Genomic DNA, 19178 nt, shown 5'->3' with positions numbered 1-19178 from the left:
GTCAGTGCCTATGCAGTACGCACTCATACGCTTCGGACGTGAGTGACGAGGCGATGCACCCGTCAGAGCGCACGGGTGGATGTCGAAGTCCAGTCACGTCTGCATCGAACAGGTAAGCAAGGAGGATGCGTCATGACGCCCACCGCGGTCAACGTCGTGCTCGTGCACGGCGCTTTCGTCGATGGATCGGGCTGGCAGGCGGTGTACGACCTGCTCAAGCGGGACGGCTACCGGGTCAGCGTTGTCCAGAACCCCACGCTGACGCTGGAGGGCGACGCCGAGGCCGTCCGGCAGATCTTGGACCGTCAGGACGGCCCGACCGTGCTCGTCGGGCATTCCTACGGCGGCTCGGTCATCAGTGAGGCCGGTACCCACTCGCGAGTTTCGGCACTTGTCTATGTCGCCGCGTTCGCGCCCGACAAGGGGGAATCCGTGCAGACGCTCATCGCCGACCCGCCGCCGGGCGCGCCGGCGCCGCCGATCGTGCCCCTGGGCGACGGGTTCCTCGTTCTCGACCGGGACAAGTTCCACGGCGCCTTCGCGGGTGACCTGCCCGCGGAGCAGGCTGCGTTCATGGCCGACTCGCAGGTGCCGTGGGGCGTCGGTGCGGTCGGCGGCGCCGTCACCGAACCTGCCTGGCGCTCCAAGCCCAGCTGGTACCTGGTGGCCACCGGTGACCAGACGATCCCGCCGCCGGCTCAGCGGGCGATGGCCGAGCGTGCGGGTGCCACGGTGATCGAAGTCGACGGCAGCCACGCCATCTACATCTCCCGGCCGGACGCCGTCGCCGAACTGATCAAGAAGGCGGCCGCCGGCAGCTGAGCGAACGGCCCGACAGCCGGTGGACACCCCGCCCGTGTCCACCGGCTGTCGGGGTTTTTGTGCTCACCTGCGTCGCGGCCGTGCCCCCTTGTTGCGATCGGTCGCCACCGTTCCCACGAGCGGCCGGCGGACTCGGCTCGTCGCGGCGCACTGGCATGCCCACGACCGCCGACCCCGGCAAGCCGAAGACCGCCTGGGACGATGAGGAGGCCAAGGCCACCCCGGTGAGCGGGCTGGTCGCCGACGCTCACCCTGCTGGACCGCCTGACCGGCCAGGACCTGGACGAGCCGGCCGAGCACGCGGTCGGCCTGCCGGCCCTGATCGCCGGCCAGGACGTCGAAGTGGCCGACGGCTCCGATGGCACCGCTGGACGGTGGCGGATCGCCCGCTGCACCCCACCCGATCGGATCATCTCCGCCGTCGATCCCGAGGCCCGCCGCGCCGCCGTCGCCTCCGACCTGCTCGACCACGAGCGCGGACCGCTGCGGATCCTGGCCGCTGCCGCCTACGCCGCCACCGACCCCGCCCGGCGGGAGGACTCAGGACCCCGCTCGCCGCCTGAAGTCTCCCAACGGTCCCCGTTGACCCGGCCACCACCCGTCCTTCGGTACACCACTGGCCCTCGGCGGCCGGCTTGTTACCGGGGAATTTCTTTGGGCTGACCCCTTGACCTGGACCCCGGGACGGGGGAGTTTGGTCGGCATCGGACTTACGAGTCATTTCCGAACCTAGTTCGCAAAGGGGCGTCGTGGCGATTGTGATCGGAGTGGTGACCCACTCGACGCACAGGGTGTTGTTCTGGGAAGCCGCGAACACGCTCGGTGGGGTCGACCTGGAGTGGGTCAGCTACGACCACGAGGACGAGATCCGCGCCAAGGTCGCCGAGTTCCTGAGCACGACCCGGCTCGACGGCTTCCTGGCCGGCCCGGTCCCGTACACGGCCAGCCGCGAACTCCTCCCACCCGGCCTCCCGGTCGGTGTGATCCGCTCGTCGGCGCTCGACCTGACCCTCGCGCTCTATCGCGCCCAGGATCGTGGCTGGGGTCGCACCCCGGTCAGCATCGACACCTTTCCCGCCGAGGCGGTCGAGGCGGTCGCCACCGCGCTCGAACTCGACGCCGACGCCATCGACTGCCTGCCGTATGCCCCCACGCAATCCGTGGAGGACATCGTCGAGTTCCACCGTTCCGCGTACCACCGGTTCGGCGACCGCAGCTACGTGATCAGCGTCCGCGCCGACGTCCGCGAGCAACTGTCCGGCGAGATCCCGATCATGAGCGGCATGCCGGTGCCGGCGACGATCCGGACCGAGCTGCACGAGCTCGCGCTCCGGATCGAGTCCGAGCGAGCCAGCGCACAACGCTTCGCCGCCGGAGTCTTCCTGATCTCGCATTCGCAGGACGAGGAACGGGCCCGGATCGGCCTGATGAATCTGTTGCTCAACACCCCCGAGTTCGCCGGCGCGTGGATCGAGGACCGCGGCCGGCGCGGTGTCATCGTCTTCGCCCACAAGTCCTTGTTCGAGCGCATCACCCGCAACTGGGTCGCCGTGCCCGCGCTCGCCGAGGCGGCCGCGGCGCTCGGTGCGCAGGTCTCGGCCGGGTTCGGCGTCGGCGCGTCCGCCCGCAACTGTGTGGCCCTGGCCGAAGAAGCGGCCGCCCGGGCCGAGCGGGAGAGCGGGCCATGCGGCTACCTGATCGAGGACAGCGGCGTGATCATCGGCCCGATGGGTCCGGTCCGGGCGGCGCTCAGCTACTCGTACCGCGAGCACGGCGACGACATCGAACAGCTCGCGAAGTCCGTCGGCCTCAGTGCCGCGACCGTCTCCCGGTTGGCGGCACTGGACCACGAACTGGAAGGTCGCGCGATCTCGCCCGGTGAGCTCGCCGACCATCTCGGCATCACGGATCAGAGCGGGCGCCGACTGATCCGGACACTCGACGCTGGGGGCCTGGTGAGCGTCGAAGGCACAGCTCAGCACCATCCGAAAGGACGCCCGACGCGTCTGTACCGCCTACGCATCGCCCAAGCACTACTGCGCCCCCCGCGTTGAAGGGACAGCCATGGAGTTCAACCGCCGCCAGATCCTGAAGTACGCAGGCCTCGGCCTGGCCCTGCCCGCCGCATCGCCCCTGCTGTCCGCCTGCTCCAACGACAAGTCCGGAGGCTCCGGCGACGGCAGCGTGAAGTTCGAGGGCTGGGACTACGAGGCCGCACTCGTCCAGCAGAACCTCGACAACTTCACCAAGACCAGCAACATCAAGGTCAACTACACCCCCATCACGAGTGCGCAGTACGTGCAGAAGGTAGTCGCCGAGTTCACCGGCGGCGGCGGCCCCGACGCCCTTTACGTGTACGACGATTCCCTCGCGGCCTGGGTCGAGGGGGACTACCTGCAGCCGCTCGACGGCATGGCCGGCGTCGACGAGGTGTACAACGCGATCTACCCGGGCAACGCGGCCGCGATGACGTACCAGGGCAAGCGCTACGGCCTGCCGTACTACACGGACTCCAACTGCCTGACCTACAACACCGACATCCTCGCCAAGGCCGGAATCACGAAACCCCCTGCCAGCTTGGAGGAACTGGAGGCGCAGGCGATCAAGATCAAGAACGCCGGCCTCCTGCAGTACCCCATCGGTGTACCGGCGCAACTGTCCGACACCTGGTGGTCCTGGGTGTGGGCGCTGGTCTTCGGCAGCGGCGGCAACATGTTCGACGACCAGCAGGCGCCGATCATGAACACCACCGACACCGTGGTGAAGGACGTCTTCGCCTGGCTGCAGCAGGCGGCGAACAAGTCGAAGGTGATCGACCCGGCTTGCCTGCAACTGCTGGCGGTCCCGATCGACAACGCGATGAAGGCGAACCGGTACGCCTACACGATCGGCGCGCGGTACGCGAGCCGCGACTACAACGACGCGACCAAGTCCAAGGCCGCGGGCAAGATCCGGATGGCGCTGATACCGAGCCTCGATGGTCAGGTGCACGGGACGGTCAGCAACACCCGGCTCTATGCGCTGGCCAAGGACACCGAGGTGAAGGACAACGCGTTCAAGCTGCTCACCTACCTGGGCGGACTCGACGCGGACAAGCAGCCGCACACCGCGAAGTTCTGGTTCCTGCAGCGTGGCCTCGGGTTCGCCTACAAGTCGATGGCGACCGACCCGGAGGTCACCGCATCGCTGAAGAAGTTCGCCGACCCGGCGATCTACGCCCACCTGGGCGAGATCGCCAAGCCGCGCAACGTGCTCGGCGTGCCGTGGTACACCGAGTTCGAAATCGAGCTGCACAAGGTCGTGCAGGGTGTGCTGAGCAACCAGACGCAGCCGTCCGCGGCGGTGGCGAGCTTGGCGCAGACGGTTGACACGCTGAAGAAGAAGTACAACTGAGGATGGCCGGCCTCGCCGAACGCCGGCCGCTGGGCGACAACGCCAAGGCCTGGGCGCTGAACGCGCCGGCCATGATCGTGATCGCCCTGCTGGTCGCCTACCCGATCGCGTACTCGTTCTGGGTCAGCCTGCAACGGAACAACCTGAAGCGCCCGCGGGCGAAGCAGTTCATCGGCTTCGACAACTACGAGGCCCTGCTCAGCGACCAGGCCTTCCTGTCCGCGCTGAAGGTGTCGGCCCTGTTCGTCCTCGTGGTGCTCGGGCTGACCGTCGTACTCGCGCTGATCCTGGCGCTGGTGCTGAACGAGCGGTTCCGCGGCCGCGGACTGTTGCTCAGCCTGGCTTTGCTGCCCTGGGCGATGCCGGGGGTGGTGAACGGCCTGATGTGGCGGACCATCTTCGACGCGAAGACCGGAGCCCTGAACGGTCTGCTGACGCAGCTCGGACTGATCGACGGCTATCACGCCTGGCTGACGTCCGGGACCGGCGCGTTCCTGTTCACCGCACTGGCCCAGGTGTGGAACACGCTCCCGTTCTCGGTCATCATCCTGCTCGCCGGATTGTCAACAATCCCCTCGGAGCTGTACGACGCCGCCACCGTCGACCGAGCGGGTGCGGTGCAGCGGTTCGTCCAGGTGACGTTGCCGTGGTTGCTGCACCCGCTGCTGATCGTGCTGATTCTCGAGACGATGAACGCGTTCCGCGCCTTCGACACCATCTACGTACTGACCGGTGGCGGACCGGGTGACGCGACCACCACCATCGCCCTGCTCGACGTGCAGACCGTCCTGACCTTCACCGACTTCGGCCTGGGCAGCGCCTACGCCTGGGTGATCACCGCGATCACCCTCCTGATCTCCGTCGGCTACATCGGCCTGCTCTACCGGAAGGGGAACTTCGAGGTATGAGCACCATGGTGAAGGTTCCCCTGCGCTACCGGATCCCCTGGAAGAAGATCGTCCTGTACGTGCTGGCGGTCGCGTTCGCGCTGTATCTGGTGTTGCCGTTCTACTGGATCGTCGCGATGAGCTTCATGCACGAGGTGGATGCGATCTCCGTTCCTCCGCACTGGATTCCGGTCAACCCGACATTGGAGAACTATCTCGGTTTCGTTCATCCGAGTGAGGCCCAGCAACTCGTCGGCGGCCGGGCGATCGACGAGACGCCGTACTCCTTGCGCAACAGTCTGATCGTCGCCACCTCGACGGCGATCCTGAATCTCGTGCTGGCCACGTTCGCGGCGTACTCGTTCTCGCGGCTGAAGTTCCGCGGCAGTCAGGTGCTGCTGGTGCTCTACCTGCTCACCCGGATGGTGCCGGGGATCGCGATCATCATCCCGTTCTACCTGCTGATGCGGACGTTCGGGCTGCTGGACACCTACCTGGCGCTGATCCTTTCGTACACGACGTTCGCACTGCCGATCACGATCTGGATCCTGAAGGACTTCTTCCGCTCGGTGCCGCGTGAGCTCGAGGAGGCGGCCCGGGTGGATCGGTGCGGCTGGTTCCGGGCCATGTGGTCGGTGTTCCTTCCGGTCGCGGCGCCGGGGCTGGTCGCGGCCGCGGTGTTCGCGTTCATGACCGCGTGGAACGAGTTCATGTTCGCGTTGTTCCTGACCAGCACGAAGGCGGCGAAGACGATCCCGGTGGTGGCGGCGAACTTCGCCACCGACTTCAACACCCAGTTCACCGTGATGGCCGCGGCCGGCGTGCTCGCGGTCGTCCCACCCCTGGTACTGGCCCTGCTCTTCCAGCGCAAGCTGGTCCAGGGCATGGCCGCCGGATCCGTGAAGGGCTGACAGATGGCAGAGGTTCGACTCGAAGGCGTCACCAAGTCGTTCGGCGGCAAGATCGCGGTGAAGGACCTGAATCTGACCATCGAGGATCGGGAGTTCCTCACCCTGGTCGGCCCGTCCGGTTGTGGAAAGTCGACAACCCTGCGAATGATCTGCGGCCTGGAACGGGCCTCCGAGGGCAACATCTTCTTCGACGGCAAGCCGGTCAGCTGGCTGCCGGCCAACAAGCGCGACGTCGCGATGGTGTTCCAGAGCTACGCGCTCTACCCGCACAAGACGGTCCGGCAGAACATCGGGTTCGCGCTGAAGATGATGCGGGTGCCCAAGGCGACGATCGCCGAGCAGGTGCTGCAGGCGGCCCGGACGCTGGACATCGAGGACCTGCTGGATCGCAAGCCGCGCGAGCTGTCCGGTGGCCAACGGCAACGAGTCGCGCTCGGTCGCGCGATCGTGCGGGACGCCGGTGCGTATCTGCTCGACGAGCCGTTGTCCAACCTGGACGCGCAGCTCCGGGTGCTGATGCGCGCGGAGATCAAGCGGCTGCACGTGGACGTCGCCCGTACGTTCATCTACGTCACCCACGACCAGGTCGAGGCGATGACGATGTCGGACCGGATCGCGGTGATGCGCGACGGCGTCGTCCAGCAGTGCGCGACGCCGGCGGAGATCTACGAACGCCCGGCGAACCGTTTCGTCGCGTCGTTCATGGGCTCGCCGCCGATGAACTTCGTCACCGGTGAGCTGGCCGACGTCGACGGCGTCCGGACCTTCCGCAGCGGCGCGTTGAGCCAGGAGCTGGGCCGGTACGACGTTTCGCCGGACGACCCGGCCGTCGTCCTGGGCGTCCGGCCGGAGGACGTGACGTTGTCGCCGACTCCGGTCGCGGGCTACCAGCCCGGGAAGGTGTTCGTGTCCGAGCCGCTCGGTCCGGATGTGCTCGTCACGGTCCGGATCGGCGGCGAGCTGCTGAAGGCCCGCGTCCCGGTGCCGTTCCGGCTGGGTCATGACAGCACGGTGTACGTCGGCTTCAACCAGGACCGCCTGCACTTGTTCAAGGCCTCCGACGGCACCGCGCTGCACGCGCCGCCGCGAGTGTAGGCACCGCCCCCATCGAGGAGAACGCTTTTGAGAGACCCCGAGAACGCGATCGTCGAGGTCGAGATGCCGGACGACTTCGACGACTTCTGGGCGGCCAGCCTGGCGGACTGCGCGTCGTACCCGCTGGACCCGGTCCTCACCGAAATGCCATCGCTGTCCACGGACAAGGTGATCGTCTACGATCTGCGCTACACCAGCTACGGCGGTCTGCGAATCGCCGGCTGGTACACCGTCCCGCGCGATCGGCCGGCCCCGCATACGGCTCGGTATCCGGCGTTGGTGACGATCCCCGGCTACATGTCCGAGCCGACGATCCCGAAGGAATGGTCCGAGCTCGGGTACGCCGCGCTCGCGGTGGCGCCGCGCGGAAAGCTGCGGTCGAACGACGTGTTCAACCCGGGCTACCCGGGATTGCTGACGCACAACATCGTCGACCACAACACGTACGGGTATCGCGGGTTCTATCTCGACGTGGTGCGGGCGGTCGAGGTGTTGCTCGATCGTCCGGAGGTCGACGATCTGCGGATCGGACTGCAGGGGTCGAGTCAGGGCGGTGGCCTCGGGATCTCGACAGCCGCGCTCATGCCGGACGTGATCCGGTGCGTCGCGGCGGGAGCGCCGTACCTGTGCGGGATCATGACCGCGCCGACACTGACCCGGTCGTATCCGTACGAGGAGATCAACGAGTACTTGCGGATGCACCCGAAGGACGTCGACCGGGTGCGGGAGACGGTCGCTTACTACGACGGGCTCAACTTCGCGCCGAAGGTGCGGGCGCCGACGCTGCTGTACCTCGGGCTCGAGGACGACGTGTGCCCGCCGGAGACCGGGTTCGCGCTGCGGCGGGTGCTGACGTGTGAGACCACCTTGCACACCTACCCGCACTGCGCGCATCACGCCGGGCTGCCGGGCGTGCTGCGGATCGTGGAGGACTTCCTTGCCGAACACCTCACCCCGGGGTCGTGAACCGATGAACTTCGACAGCTACTGGTCCGCCGTCGACGAAGAGTTGGCCGCGATCCCCGCTCGGCCCGTGCTCGACCTGGTGCCGGCGCGGACGACGGACGAGGCGACCAGCTACACCGTGCGGCTCACCAGCACCGGGCCGTACCGCGTCTTCGGTCATCTCAGCATCCCGGCCGGTGACGGGCCGTTCCCCGCGCTCCTGCAGACGCCACGCTATGGGAGCGTCAACGAGACGCCGCACCCGAACGATCGGAGCCGGTACGTCGTGCTCGGCCTGGTGCACCGTGGTCAACGGCTGGCCGACGAAGGATTCTCGGCGGCGTACCCGGGATTGTTGACGATGGGCATCGACGACCCGGCGTCGTACATCTATCGCGGGATCGCGGCGGACTGCCTGCGGGCCGCGGAGTTCCTGATGAGCCTGGACGAGGTCGATCCCGCGCGGGTGGCCGTGCGTGGGAACGACCTGGCGGTGCTGACGGCTGCGCGGCGGCCTGGGTTCAGCGCGGTCCGGGTCTCGGAGTTGCTGTTCTACCGGGCGACCGAGGCACGGCTGAAGTCGAGCCGCTATCCGCTCGAGGAGCTCAACGACCACCTGCGTGCCGGCTCGTCGGCGCAGATCGTCGACAACACTCTCGCCTACTTCGATCCGGTCCGGCATGCGTCCGCGGTGACCGCTCGGACGTTGCTTGCCGTCGACGATCCCGACTGGTGTGCCGCACTGATCGAGGCCCTGCCTGCCGCGAGCGTCTACAAGCTGACCCACCTCGATGGCACCGACAACGACTTCCTGGATGCCTGGCTGGCCGAACTCTCCGGCGTGCCACCGATGTCGAAGTTCCTCCTATGACCAATCCGTTCGGGGTCCGGCCCGTCATCAACGCCTCCGCGACGCTCACCGCACTGGGCGGCTCGCTGATGCCGCCTTCGGTGCTGAAGGCGATGGCGGAAGGGGCGGCCCACTTCGTCGACCTGCCCGAACTCCACGACCACGTCGGTGAGCGCCTGGCCGCGCTCACCCGCAACGAGGCGGCCTGCGTGACGTCCGGTGCCGCGGCGGCGATCACCCTCACGGTCGCGTCGTGTGTCGGTGAGCCCGCGCAGGCGTTCCCGGCCGATGCCGAGGTCGTCATGTTCGCCGGCCAACGCAACGGCTACGACTACGCGGCCCGCCTGACCGGCGCCCGCATCGTGGAAGTCGGCCCGTCGATCGAGGAGCTCCGAGCCGCCCTGGTACGACGCCCCGCCTGCGTACTGTGGTTCGCCGGCGCCCACTACGCAGCGGATGCCTTGCCGATCGAGGACGTGATCCGAGCCGCCCGGGAGCTCCCCTCGGCCGACCCGACCCCCGCCGGCACCCCGGGCCTCACCGGATCCCCTGGCCCCGCCGGTCCACCGGCTGTGCCGGTGATCGTGGATGCGGCGGCCCAGATTCCACCGGTCTCCTCGCTGTGGCGATTCACCACGGAGCTCGGTGCGGATGCCGTGATCTTCAGCGGCGGGAAAGGGCTGCGCGGACCGCAGTCCAGTGGGCTGGTGCTGGGGAAGCGGTGGATCGTCGACAGGTGCCGGGCGCATGCGTCGCCGAATCAGCAGATCGGGCGCGGGATGAAGGTCGGGAAGGAGGAACTGCTCGGGCTGTACGCCGCGGTCGAGTGGACGCTGGAGCAGGACGAGGAGGCACTGCTCGCGGGCTATGAGCAGATTGTCGACCGGTGGATTGCCGGCTTGCGCGAACTGCCGGGTGTCGTCGCCGAGCGCGGGTACCCGAGTGAGGCGGGCCAGCCGCACGGGCGAGCCGTTGTCCGATTGCTGACAACCAGCGGCTGGACCCGGGACGGGCTGGTGCAGGCTTTGTGGGACGGGGACCCGCGGATCGCGGTCGGGGTGTCCGGCGTACCCGACGACGCGATCGCGCTGAACCCGCAGACGATCGAGCCGGGGGAGGACCTGGTGGTTCTCGATGCACTGGTTCGGCACCTGAGCTCTGGAGATGGCGAAAGAGTCGGACGAGACGCGTGACGGGTAGCGCTGACCAACCTGTGGAACTGGAGGGCGTCCCGCGGACGGCGGTTGTGTCCACTTCTTCTTGTTGAGCCGCCGGTGCCGGGCAAGGAGGGTGCGTGGAGAGACGATCCGGTGGCTGCGCAGTACGCGGGGGAACCGCATCATCGCCATCAACCGCGGCAGACTCGGGCTCGACCAGTCCACGCCGTGACGCAGGCACTACGACAAGTGCAAGGCGATCCGGCCGGCGCAGGTCTTCTCGGTGTTGAACGCGCGGCCCGGCGCACGCAGCCCCGTCAGGTGTGCGCACGCCTCGACATATAACCCGAGGTCCTCATCACCACCACCCATGACGCAGACTCATCGGTGGCCACCGCCCGCTCAGGCCGGTAGAACCGAGGCAGCGCTCCCGACTTGCCCTGATCTCGAAGTCCATCGCACTCCCCAAGCTGGGGTGTTGCGACGACCGCCAGAAGGGAGGGAATCAAGGGGGCCGGGGGCTCCCTGGCGGCTGACTCACCCGTATCTGGCCGCATACCGATGGGCGCTGTCGATGTTGCCCCTCAGACGGCAGGCCCTCGGCGTAGGTGCCGGCGACGATGTCCGGATCGCCCGCGCTGCACACCTCGCAGGTGCGGATGTGGTTGGCCATCTCGGTGATCTGGTCTTCCATGTCTTCGCCGCGCCGGCGGAGTTCATCCGAGAGCTCATCGTGGAAGGCACCTACCAGGGCCTGGCCGCCGCCCGCGCTCGCGGCCCAGCGCCTGGGACGCCCGCCGGCCATGACCTCTGCGCAGGCACGTGTTGTGGCGCTACTCAACCGCTTGACGCAAGCGGGCGTAAAGGTCGAGGGCCACCCGGTAGGGGTCTGCTGTTGGATATTCCGGGTACGGAGTACGGTCACGTGACCAGGCGTCCTCCACCGCGAACCAGTCGATCCCCTCGGGGTCGCCGCCGCCGAGCAGCGTGTCGAAGAACAGGCGCCAGCGCATCGCGTGGAAGTCGCGGACCAGCCCGGCCGACTCCCGGTTGGCGTAATCCTTCAGGTGCACGTCCGCGCCACGGGGACCCCAGGTCGTGAGCAGGCACCTGGCGTCGTACTCCAGCCGCGCCGCCTCCTCCTCGTCCGCCGCCGCGGCGCGGGCGGCCGCCAGCCAGGGTCCGAGGAGGAAGTACGGCGAAGCGGACACCACCCGGTCCAGCAGCTCCATGTCCTCCAGCCAGGTCACGGTAAGCCGGCGGAACCGCTCCAAGGCCCCGGACTCGAACGCGGCTCGCAACGCGGGCAGCAGCACCCACGACCGGTTGGTGAGCGCCTGGCGGGCGACGTCGACCAGGTCGAACTGGTATGCCGAGGTGCCGCGCAACGCCGGATCCACCTGGAGGAGCTGATCGAGCGCCGCGGCGAAGCGCTCGAGGTCGTAGCGCGGCGCACGCGGTGACCAGGTGGCCGCGTTGGCCGCGGTCAGCGACGGCCGCGCGAGGAACGGGCTGTCCTGCGGTTCGCTCCACCCGTCAGCCGGCAGCGAATAGGCCGTCGTGCGCAGGATCTCCCAGGCGCGCGCCGCGTGCGGGTCGGCTCCGCCGTACCGCCGGCGAGAGAAGTCCGTGAACCACCCGGCGTGATCGATGGGCTCGTCGTGCCAGGCGAGCTCGGCGAACAGGGTGAAGGACGCGGGGTTCGTGCCGGTGCCTTCGGGCATGTACGCGATGCCGCGCAGCGACGGCCCGCGACGCCACTCCGCGAAGCGGCTGACCCAAACGCCGGTGTTCGCCCCGATCGTGGTGTGGCCGCCGAAGTTGGGGATGGTTCCGAAGCAGTACGGCGTGCCGAGCCACCCGGTTTCGCGGTCGAGATCGGGGTGGCGGTCGGCGACGCCGTCGAGGATGAGCAGGCCATCGGCGGCTTCGATCAGCTCGCGCACGGGGTTGTCGAGCCAGCCGAGCACCACCCAGGTGGCTCCCGGCCTGGCCTTGCGCAGCGCTTCCTGGACCGCTTTGACCGCTTCCCCGACCGGGACGTCGCCGGGCGTGCCGCCCTCGTGCAGGAGGTCCATCTTGACCATGGAGGTCTCGCGGTACAGCTCCGCCTGGTGGCGATAGAACGCCTCCGCGACCTGGGCGAACATCGGGTCGCGCGGGTCGAGCCAGTCGGGCCGCTCGAAGCCGACCCAGCCGCCCTGCGGGATCACGCGCCCGGGGAAGCCGGGCGGCACTGTCCCGAAATATCCGGGCATGACGGGGGTGAGGTCGAGCTCGCGCAGCCGGGTGACGATCTGCTGGGCCAGCCGTACCCGCTGGTCGAAGAGCTGCTCCGAGACCGGCCCGGTGAAGGCGGCCATGTTCTGCAGCAGCCACCAGGGCTGGTGACCCGGCGAGGGGATCCAGGCGCGGAGCTGCTCGTCGGTGTACCCGAATTCGGCGAATGTCCGGCGATAGACCTCTTCCATGCCGACCGTGACGAGCACCTCGTTGATGCCGTGCAGGGCCATCAGGTCGATCTGCCGCTCCCAGGTGGCCCAGTCCCGATACGGCCCCGAATAGCCGTCGTCGGTGTCGTTCAACGCGAACCGGTGCTGAACGACGGCCTCTTTCGCGATATATGGCGCTTGGGGCAGCTTGTCGGGAAGGCGTGACAGGCTGTCTCCCGGCCACCCGGCGCTCACGCCCGCGACCCGTGTCAGATACCAGTGCACGCCTGTGAGCAGGGCTGACGCCGATGTGCCGGTGATGGTCGTACCCTCGATGCGGAACCGGTCGCCCTCCCCCCGCTGCTCGACGAGCGTCAGCTGATCGTGGTGATCGGGAAGCAGGCGGCGTACGGCTCCCGCCACGGCGCTCACGACGGCGCTCACCAGGGCAGCCCGCGCAGGTCGATCGGGCCGCCCTCGGGGAAACCTTCGCCCAGCACCATGGCGGGGATCGAGGAGGTCATGCGCTCTCCTGTGTAGACGTTGCTCATCACGACCGGCGCGTGCACCTGAACCCATCCGGCGGCCTCGTAGAAGCCCTGCACGTGTGGGAGGCAGGTGAGGAAGCCGAAGCGCTCGGTGAGAACCTCGCGCAGCTCGTTCATCAGCGCGACGCCGAGACCTTTGCCGCGCATCGCCGGGTCGGTGCAGACGTGGCCGATCCCGGCGACGTAGACATCCTGGTCACCGACGCCGATGCGGCGGCGTTCCACACCAAGATGGGCAATTGGGCGATCGCCATCGCTCAACCACAGCCGCCACTGCGGGCGGGCGAGCCACCAGGACTGGAGCGCGAAGTGGCCGGCCCTGTCGGGGAACGCGGCGGCGAGCAGCGGCCGCAACGCGGCGTCCTGCTCCTCGGTGAGGTGGGTCTCGGTGACGAAGGTAGCGATCAACGGGTTGCCTCCTCGTAACTGGGGCACGGACCCCATCCGTCCACGTCGGGGGTCTGGTCGCGGTAAGGCTCGGAGTCGCAGGTCGGCGTGTAGCCGAGGTTGTTGCGTGTCGACCAGACGCTGCTGGTGTTGGCCGAGACGCCGTGGCAGACCTCGAAGCGGACGGGGGCCTCCAGGGCCAGGAGCACGAGCCGGCGCAGGTCGTCAGGGGCGAGCCAGGCGGGCAGCGCTTGCTTGGCCGGCGGCTTGGGGACGGTCGCACCGAGACGCAGGCAGATGACGGCTCCGCCGTACCGATGACTGTGCATGCGCCCCGCGGCCTCGGCGAAGGCCTTGGCCGCGCCGTACCTGCAGCACGGGCTGGGTGGCCAGTCGGGTTCGACGGGGCCGGCCCGGTACTGCCCCATCACGTGGACCGAGCTCGCCAGCACCACCCGCCTGGCACCGGCCGCGTCCAGGACGTTGGTCACGGCGCGCATGTTGGGCCCGGCGAGGTCGTCCCAGGAGGCGTCGGGGTTGGGGTTGGCGGCCAGATGCAGGATCGCGTCGACGCCGTCGGCCACCTGGCGGGCGAAGTCCGCGTCGGCCAGATCGCCGTCCGCGAGATCGGTGAGACGCAGCTCGTGGTGCTGTTCCAGGGCGGGGATGACCTGGCCGGCCACCAAACCACTGGCACCTGTGACAAGTACCCGCATCGTCCTCCACCTCCTGAAAGGTCGTCCCACATGCTGGCATAGCCCGATTCATACGGCAACGGTTGCAGAGGAGTTTCCATATAGTTTCATGAGGTTTCCGGAAATGTCTTGACGCTTAGTGCAGCCCGGATCAATGGGGGCGGCAACATCATCCGCCTCACAAGGAGGGCCGTAGATGTGCCAGATCTTGCGAGCAGCCATCGCGCCCGCGGCAATCGTGGTGCTCGCCATCCAGGGGACGCGGCCGCGACACCCGCGGGCGTGGTCGACTACACGGTGACGAACGCGGTGACCCTTCAGGCGTCAGGCCGTGACATCCAGTCCCCGACCGCCGACCAGACCATCACCTTCGGCGCCAAGCCCGTGGCCGACTCGGCGAAGAACTTGGACGAGCTGGTCTTCGTCATCCGCGACGCCGGCGACGCCGACTTCGACGTCGTCGACGCGGGCGGCAACCCCGTCGCCGACAAGCGCGGCTTCTGGCCGCCTTCTGGACCTGGCAGGCCGACGGCGTGAACACCTGGCAGGAGAGCGACGTCTACGAGCAGTACAGCGACAACCCGCGCAAGCTCTACCTGACCTCGCACGCCAACGCCGGCGGCGGCTGCCAGGTCGACCTCGACTCCGACCCGGGCGCCGACTCCCACACCTACGGCGCCGACATCTCAGCGTCGGGCACGAAGTTCTCCATCGACGGCAGGCAGGTCTGCAGTGTGGCGGGCACCGCCTCGGAGAACACCAACCTCATCGAGGACCTGTACGTCTACTCCCGCTCCGGCTACCAGCCGGGGGCTGCCACGGTCCCGGCCCAGAAGGCCGTCGACTACGTCCGCGTCTGGCAGAGGTAACCCGGAGGCCACGGGCCAAGTCCGCCGGTCAGTGTGTCGCCGATGGGCTGTTGCCGCCGGGCCTGGAGCGCCGGAGCTTCCTCGACTCCCAGGTCCAGCCCGCCGCGATGAGCATGACGACGGTGATCACGAGCGGCGCGATCACTATGACCTCGTCGTCGCCCAAAGACGGGATGAGGCGCAGGAGAATCAGGCCCATGCCGTCGAAGGCGAGAAACGCGGCGCCGCTGCCTGCGAGGAACCCGACGACACCCACGACGACGGCAACGGTCTTCCCGGCGATCGGCGGCACGAAGCGGGCGATCTGCGCGCACAGTAGGCCGGCCAGACCGATGTCGGCGAGGACGGCGACCACCAGGGGGATCATGTCATCACGGTCGAACTCATCCTCGAGTTCGTCCCAGGTGATGCCGAGGTGAGTGAGGCCGAGGAGAGCGAGGGCGAAGATGATCGCCATCATCACCGCGACACCTTTGTGCTGCCACCCCTGCTGGGGGACCTGCCCGGGCGGGAGGATCCTGGTGCCGTCCCGTCCGTGGTCCCGGCCCGGCTGCCGTTCACCGAGCATGGCCAGCGCGCCCTCGACGGTCGGCCTGTTGCCGGGGTCCTTGTCGAGCAGCCGCGTGATGAGCGGCGCGAGCCGGCCCGCTCGTCGCGGCGCCGGGGGCTCCTCCAGCAGGACCGCGGTCAGTGCCGCCGGTTGGGTGTTGCGGCGGAACGGTGAGACGCCCTCGACGGCCTGGTAGAGGGTGACGCCAAGGGAGAACAGGTCGCTGGCGGGGAGCCCGTCGATCCCGCGCAACCGTTCGGGGGCCATGTACTCGGGCGAGCCGATGGTCATTCCGGCGGTCGTCAGGGTGGTGTCGGTGGTGTGGACGGCGATCCCGAAGTCGGTGAGCAGGACCTTCCCGTCCTCGGCCAGCATGACGTTGGCCGGTTTGATGTCGCGGTGCACGATGCCCGTCTGGTGGGCCGCGCCGAGCGCCTTCAGCAGCGCCATGGCCAGCTGTGCGGCCGTGTCCACCGGCAGCGGTCCGCGCGTTTCGAGGTGCTCGTGCAGCGATTGGCCGTCGATCAGCTCCATCACGATCCAGGGCAGGCCGTCCGAGACGATGTCGTGGATGGCCACGACATTCTCGTGCGCCCGCAACCGGACGGCGTTGCGGGCCTCACGCGTGGTGCGCTCCAGCCGCTTGTCCTGCTCCGCCTCGGACATCCCCGGCAGCAGCTGCAGCTCTTTGATCGCCACTTCGGCGTCCAGGACCTCGTCATGGGCACGCCAGACGCGTCCGAAGCCGCCGGCCCCCAGTACCTCGATCAACCGGTAACGTTCGCCGACCATGTAACCAGGCTGCGCCGATGTCATGCCACCTCGCCCGTCTTGCCCCGTATGACAGTTGATCAGAGTAGATCACCGGCAGGAGCACCGTAACCCCATAACGTGATCGGGGGCAGCCCGGCCTGCGGCGTAGGCGTACGGCAGGCAGTCGTACTAGCGGCGTTTGATGACGGTGAAGGCCTCCGCCAGACGGCCCGGCGGGAGGCCGCCGCGGGCGGCGATGGCGGCGAAGCGTTCGCGGTTCTCGACTTCGCCCGTCCCCGGCTGGGTCTTGTGGGCGGCGAGTGCCGCGAGTTTGCGGTCGAAGGTGTCGGTGATGTCGACGTACAGGTCCGGCGTGGGGCTCTCGCTGAACCAGACCTCCGACACCTGCCACGGTTCGAGGTCCGACAGGTCGGGATGGACGTAGCGGTTCATGGCATCGGGGTAGACCGCGCAAGAGGCCGCCTGGCCCACGGCCGCGTGGTCGGGATGGTCCGCGTCGCGCAGGCCCCAGGTCCGCGTCGGAGAGCTGGTCAGCAGGCGGTGCGGTCGCACCTGGCGGATGACGCGGGCGATGTCCCGCCGCAGGTCGAGCGAGACCTCGACCCGGCCGTCCGCGTACCCGGAAAGGAAGTACACCTTCCGCGCGCCCACCGCAAAGGCTGCCGCTCGTTGTTCCGCCATGCGCAATTCCTGGATGCGCTCGCGTGGTTCGCCGTCGCCCGCCTCCCCGCGGGTGACGACCAGGTAGGAAACCTCCATTCCGGAGTCCACCCATTGGGCGACGGTGCCTGCGGCGTTGAAGTCGACGTCGTCCGGGTGGGCGAATACGGCGAGTGCGCGGGTCATTTGAGTGCTCCTGCGGTCAGGCCCTCGACGATGCGACGCTGGAAGACGAGGGCGCCGATGACGAGGGGAACGGTGACGGCGACGCCGGCGGCCATCTGGGTGCCGAACGGCTGGTCGAACTTGTACTGGCCGGTGAACAGCGCGGTGATGACGGGGGCGGTGCGCATGTCCTTCTCGTTGGTCACCGACAGCGCGATGATGAATTCGTTCCACGCCGCGACGAACGTGATGATCGCACTGGTGAAGACGCCTGGCATGGCGAGCGGCAGAATCACCTTGCGGAATGCCTGCCAGCGGCTGCAGCCGTCCACCTGGGCGGCGCCTTCCAGCTCATGCGGCATCTGCTTGAAGAACGCGGTCAGGTTGAACACGGTCAGCGGCAGCGCGAAGCTGATGCTCGGGACGATCAACGCCTGGTAGGTGTTGATCCACTCCAGGCCGACGAAGAGTTTCAGCAGCGGGATCAGCAGCGAGATGCCGGGGAACATCGAGGTGGCGATGATGATGGCCAGGATGACGTTCTTGAAGGGGAATTCCAGTCGCGCGATCGCGTAGGCGGCGGTGATGCCGATCATCAGCGTGAGCAGTGTCGTCGTTCCTGCCACCACGAGGCTGTTGACCAGCGCCCGGCCGAAGCCGTTCTGCGCGGAGAACGCGGCCGTGAAATTGTCGAACGACAAAGGGAAAGGAATGGGGGACAGGTCGAAGGAGTCGGCCGGTCGGCGCAGCGCCGTGGCGATCATCCAATAGAACGGTGCCAGGCAATAAACGACGATCAGCCCGATGCCGATGTTGTAGATCGTGCGCCCGGACATCATGCGGGTCCCTTCAGCGAGCTTGGAACGGCCATTACCCGCGGCCCTTGAGGCCGCGCCCGATGAGGTCGGCGCCGAGCACCTTGACGAAAATGAAGGCGATCACCGCGACGTATATGAAGAGCACGGTGGAGTAGGCGGCGGCCGGGCCGTACCTGACGTTCGAAAGCTCGTACTGCGCCAGCGTGGACAGGGTTTCGACCGAGTGCTTGTGCGCGCCGACGAGCACGAACGGCAGGTCGAACATCTTGAGTGCGTCCAGGATGCGGAACAGCACGGCCACCACCAGCGCCGGCCGCACCAGCGGCAGGGTGATCTGCCAGAACGTCCGCATGGCCGAGGCGCCGTCGACGCGCCCGGCCTCGTAGACGTCCTTGGGGATGATCTGCAGCCCGGCCAGCACGAGCAGACCGATGAACGGCGCGGTCTTCCAGATGTCGGCGATGAGCACCGCCGTGAACGGCGCCGACATGAAGCCCCAGACGGTGGCGTGGTCGGCGGTCCACACGATGTCCGTGTTGAGCACCGCGTTGGCCACGCCGTCCGTTTCAAAGATCCATTTCCACAGAAGTCCTGAAATGGCCGTTGGAATCGCCCACGGCACCAGCACGCTGGCACGCACCAGCGCCCGCCCGCGGAAAGCCCGCTGCATCACCAGCGCCATGGCCACACCCAGCACGACCTCGGCGGCCACCCCGACAATGGTGAACAACGTGGTGTTCCAGAACGCGTTGCGGAACGCCTCGCCGGACGCCCCCGTGAACAGACCGGCATAGTTGCCAAGCCCGAACGACTCGGTCACCTCGATCATGCCGGTCTGCTGGTTGACGCGGTTGGCGACCTCGATGAAGGACAGCCGCAGCGCCGCGACCACGGGATACCCGGCGACCAGGGCGAGCGTGAGCAGCGTGGGCCCGAGCATGAGCGCGGCCGTCCATGAGTCACCGCCTCGGGGGCGGAGCCGCGCCGCCCGCTTGACGGGGGCGGCAATGCTGATCGTCACGTTTCGTCCCTTCACGTACGGCGAAGCCTGAGGAACTCCGGAGACTTTCCGGTTCTGGGTCCCGGCGTATCTGCTCAATCGGGTAGGGCGGGGCGCGTCGATCGAGGTGTCGGCGGGGGGTCAACCCCGGGAGAGCCTTGATCGACGCGAGCGGGGGAGCCGTCCGCGTTCCGGCTTGGTGGGAATGGGGAGCGAGCCG

The 19178-nt window shown here is 68.1% G+C and carries 18 protein-coding genes; 11 read left to right on the top strand and 7 right to left on the bottom strand.

From position 1 onward, the window contains the following. The first annotated feature begins 132 nt into the window (after positions 1-132). From ACWDRB_RS41435 to ACWDRB_RS41395, 9 genes are all read left to right on the top strand, one after another. Complete coding sequence (locus ACWDRB_RS41435; RefSeq protein WP_449903359.1) at positions 133-822, top strand: alpha/beta fold hydrolase; 690 nt, start codon at positions 133-135, stop codon at positions 820-822. A 749-nt stretch (positions 823-1571) separates the two neighbouring features. After that, positions 1572-2876, top strand: a complete 1305-nt coding sequence (locus ACWDRB_RS41430) for a hypothetical protein (protein ID WP_449903357.1) — start codon at positions 1572-1574, stop codon at positions 2874-2876. 10 nt (positions 2877-2886) lie between these two features. Continuing rightward, positions 2887-4215, top strand: coding sequence for an extracellular solute-binding protein (locus tag ACWDRB_RS41425; RefSeq protein ID WP_449903355.1), 1329 nt, complete (start codon positions 2887-2889; stop codon positions 4213-4215). Between the two features lie 2 nt (positions 4216-4217). Continuing rightward, positions 4218-5123, top strand: coding sequence for a carbohydrate ABC transporter permease (locus ACWDRB_RS41420; protein WP_449903353.1), 906 nt, complete (start codon positions 4218-4220; stop codon positions 5121-5123). Continuing rightward, positions 5120-6013 (top strand): carbohydrate ABC transporter permease, encoded by an 894-nt coding sequence (locus ACWDRB_RS41415; protein WP_449903350.1) that lies wholly within the window; start codon positions 5120-5122, stop codon positions 6011-6013. Before ACWDRB_RS41420 ends, ACWDRB_RS41415 begins: the two co-directional genes overlap by 4 nt. 3 nt (positions 6014-6016) lie before the next feature. Then, positions 6017-7108, top strand: a complete 1092-nt coding sequence (locus ACWDRB_RS41410) for an ABC transporter ATP-binding protein (RefSeq protein WP_449903348.1) — start codon at positions 6017-6019, stop codon at positions 7106-7108. A 27-nt stretch (positions 7109-7135) separates the two neighbouring features. Then, the gene (locus tag ACWDRB_RS41405) at positions 7136-8074 is read left to right on the top strand and encodes an acetylxylan esterase (RefSeq protein WP_449903346.1); all 939 of its coding nucleotides are present in this window, start codon (positions 7136-7138) and stop codon (positions 8072-8074) included. A gap of 4 nt (positions 8075-8078) precedes the next feature. Then, positions 8079-8924: an acetylxylan esterase gene (locus ACWDRB_RS41400; protein ID WP_449903344.1), complete on the top strand. Its 846-nt coding sequence runs from the start codon at positions 8079-8081 to the stop codon at positions 8922-8924. Then, positions 8921-10096, top strand: a complete 1176-nt coding sequence (locus ACWDRB_RS41395; protein WP_449903342.1) for an aminotransferase class V-fold PLP-dependent enzyme — start codon at positions 8921-8923, stop codon at positions 10094-10096. The genes ACWDRB_RS41400 and ACWDRB_RS41395 overlap by 4 nt, the downstream gene beginning before the upstream one ends. Before the next feature lie 797 nt (positions 10097-10893). Here ACWDRB_RS41395 and ACWDRB_RS41390 read toward each other — a convergent pair. The 3 genes from ACWDRB_RS41390 to ACWDRB_RS41380 are packed head-to-tail and all read right to left on the bottom strand — an operon-like array spanning position 10894 to position 14143. Beyond that, positions 10894-12936 carry an alpha-N-acetylglucosaminidase gene (locus ACWDRB_RS41390; protein WP_449903340.1) on the bottom strand — a complete coding sequence of 681 codons (2043 nt, stop codon included), beginning with the start codon at positions 12934-12936 and terminating at the stop codon, positions 10894-10896. After that, the gene (locus ACWDRB_RS41385) at positions 12933-13448 is read right to left on the bottom strand and encodes a GNAT family N-acetyltransferase (RefSeq protein WP_449903338.1); all 516 of its coding nucleotides are present in this window, start codon (positions 13446-13448) and stop codon (positions 12933-12935) included. The genes ACWDRB_RS41390 and ACWDRB_RS41385 overlap by 4 nt, the downstream gene beginning before the upstream one ends. Beyond that, entirely contained in the window at positions 13445-14143 is a 699-nt protein-coding gene (locus tag ACWDRB_RS41380) for an NAD-dependent epimerase/dehydratase family protein (RefSeq protein ID WP_449903336.1), read from the bottom strand. Before ACWDRB_RS41380 ends, ACWDRB_RS41385 begins: the two co-directional genes overlap by 4 nt. Before the next feature lie 177 nt (positions 14144-14320). Between ACWDRB_RS41380 and ACWDRB_RS41375 the strand changes: the two genes are divergently transcribed. Both ACWDRB_RS41375 and ACWDRB_RS41370 read left to right on the top strand, forming a co-directional pair. Then, positions 14321-14659: a hypothetical protein gene (locus ACWDRB_RS41375; RefSeq protein WP_449903335.1), complete on the top strand. Its 339-nt coding sequence runs from the start codon at positions 14321-14323 to the stop codon at positions 14657-14659. After that, a complete protein-coding gene (locus ACWDRB_RS41370) occupies positions 14656-14991 on the top strand; it encodes a hypothetical protein (RefSeq protein ID WP_449903332.1) in 336 nt (111 codons plus the stop codon). Before ACWDRB_RS41375 ends, ACWDRB_RS41370 begins: the two co-directional genes overlap by 4 nt. 28 nt (positions 14992-15019) lie before the next feature. Here the strand turns inward: ACWDRB_RS41370 and ACWDRB_RS41365 are convergent, their stop codons facing one another. The 4 genes from ACWDRB_RS41365 to ACWDRB_RS41350 all read right to left on the bottom strand — a co-directional run bounded on the left by ACWDRB_RS41365 (position 15020) and on the right by ACWDRB_RS41350 (position 18979). Further along, positions 15020-16333, bottom strand: a complete 1314-nt coding sequence (locus ACWDRB_RS41365) for a serine/threonine-protein kinase (protein WP_449903330.1) — start codon at positions 16331-16333, stop codon at positions 15020-15022. Positions 16334-16483: 150 nt separating this feature from the next. Next, the gene (locus tag ACWDRB_RS41360) at positions 16484-17161 is read right to left on the bottom strand and encodes a PIG-L deacetylase family protein (protein ID WP_449903328.1); all 678 of its coding nucleotides are present in this window, start codon (positions 17159-17161) and stop codon (positions 16484-16486) included. After that, positions 17158-17979 (bottom strand): carbohydrate ABC transporter permease, encoded by an 822-nt coding sequence (locus ACWDRB_RS41355; RefSeq protein ID WP_449903326.1) that lies wholly within the window; start codon positions 17977-17979, stop codon positions 17158-17160. The genes ACWDRB_RS41360 and ACWDRB_RS41355 overlap by 4 nt, the downstream gene beginning before the upstream one ends. 31 nt (positions 17980-18010) lie before the next feature. Continuing rightward, a complete protein-coding gene (locus ACWDRB_RS41350; RefSeq protein ID WP_449903323.1) occupies positions 18011-18979 on the bottom strand; it encodes a carbohydrate ABC transporter permease in 969 nt (322 codons plus the stop codon). Positions 18980-19178: the final 199 nt, after the last annotated feature.

The organism is Nonomuraea sp. NPDC003707, from assembly GCF_053587055.1.
Note: the sequence above shows the minus strand (reverse complement) of the source record. Positions and strands in the feature narration are given on the sequence as shown.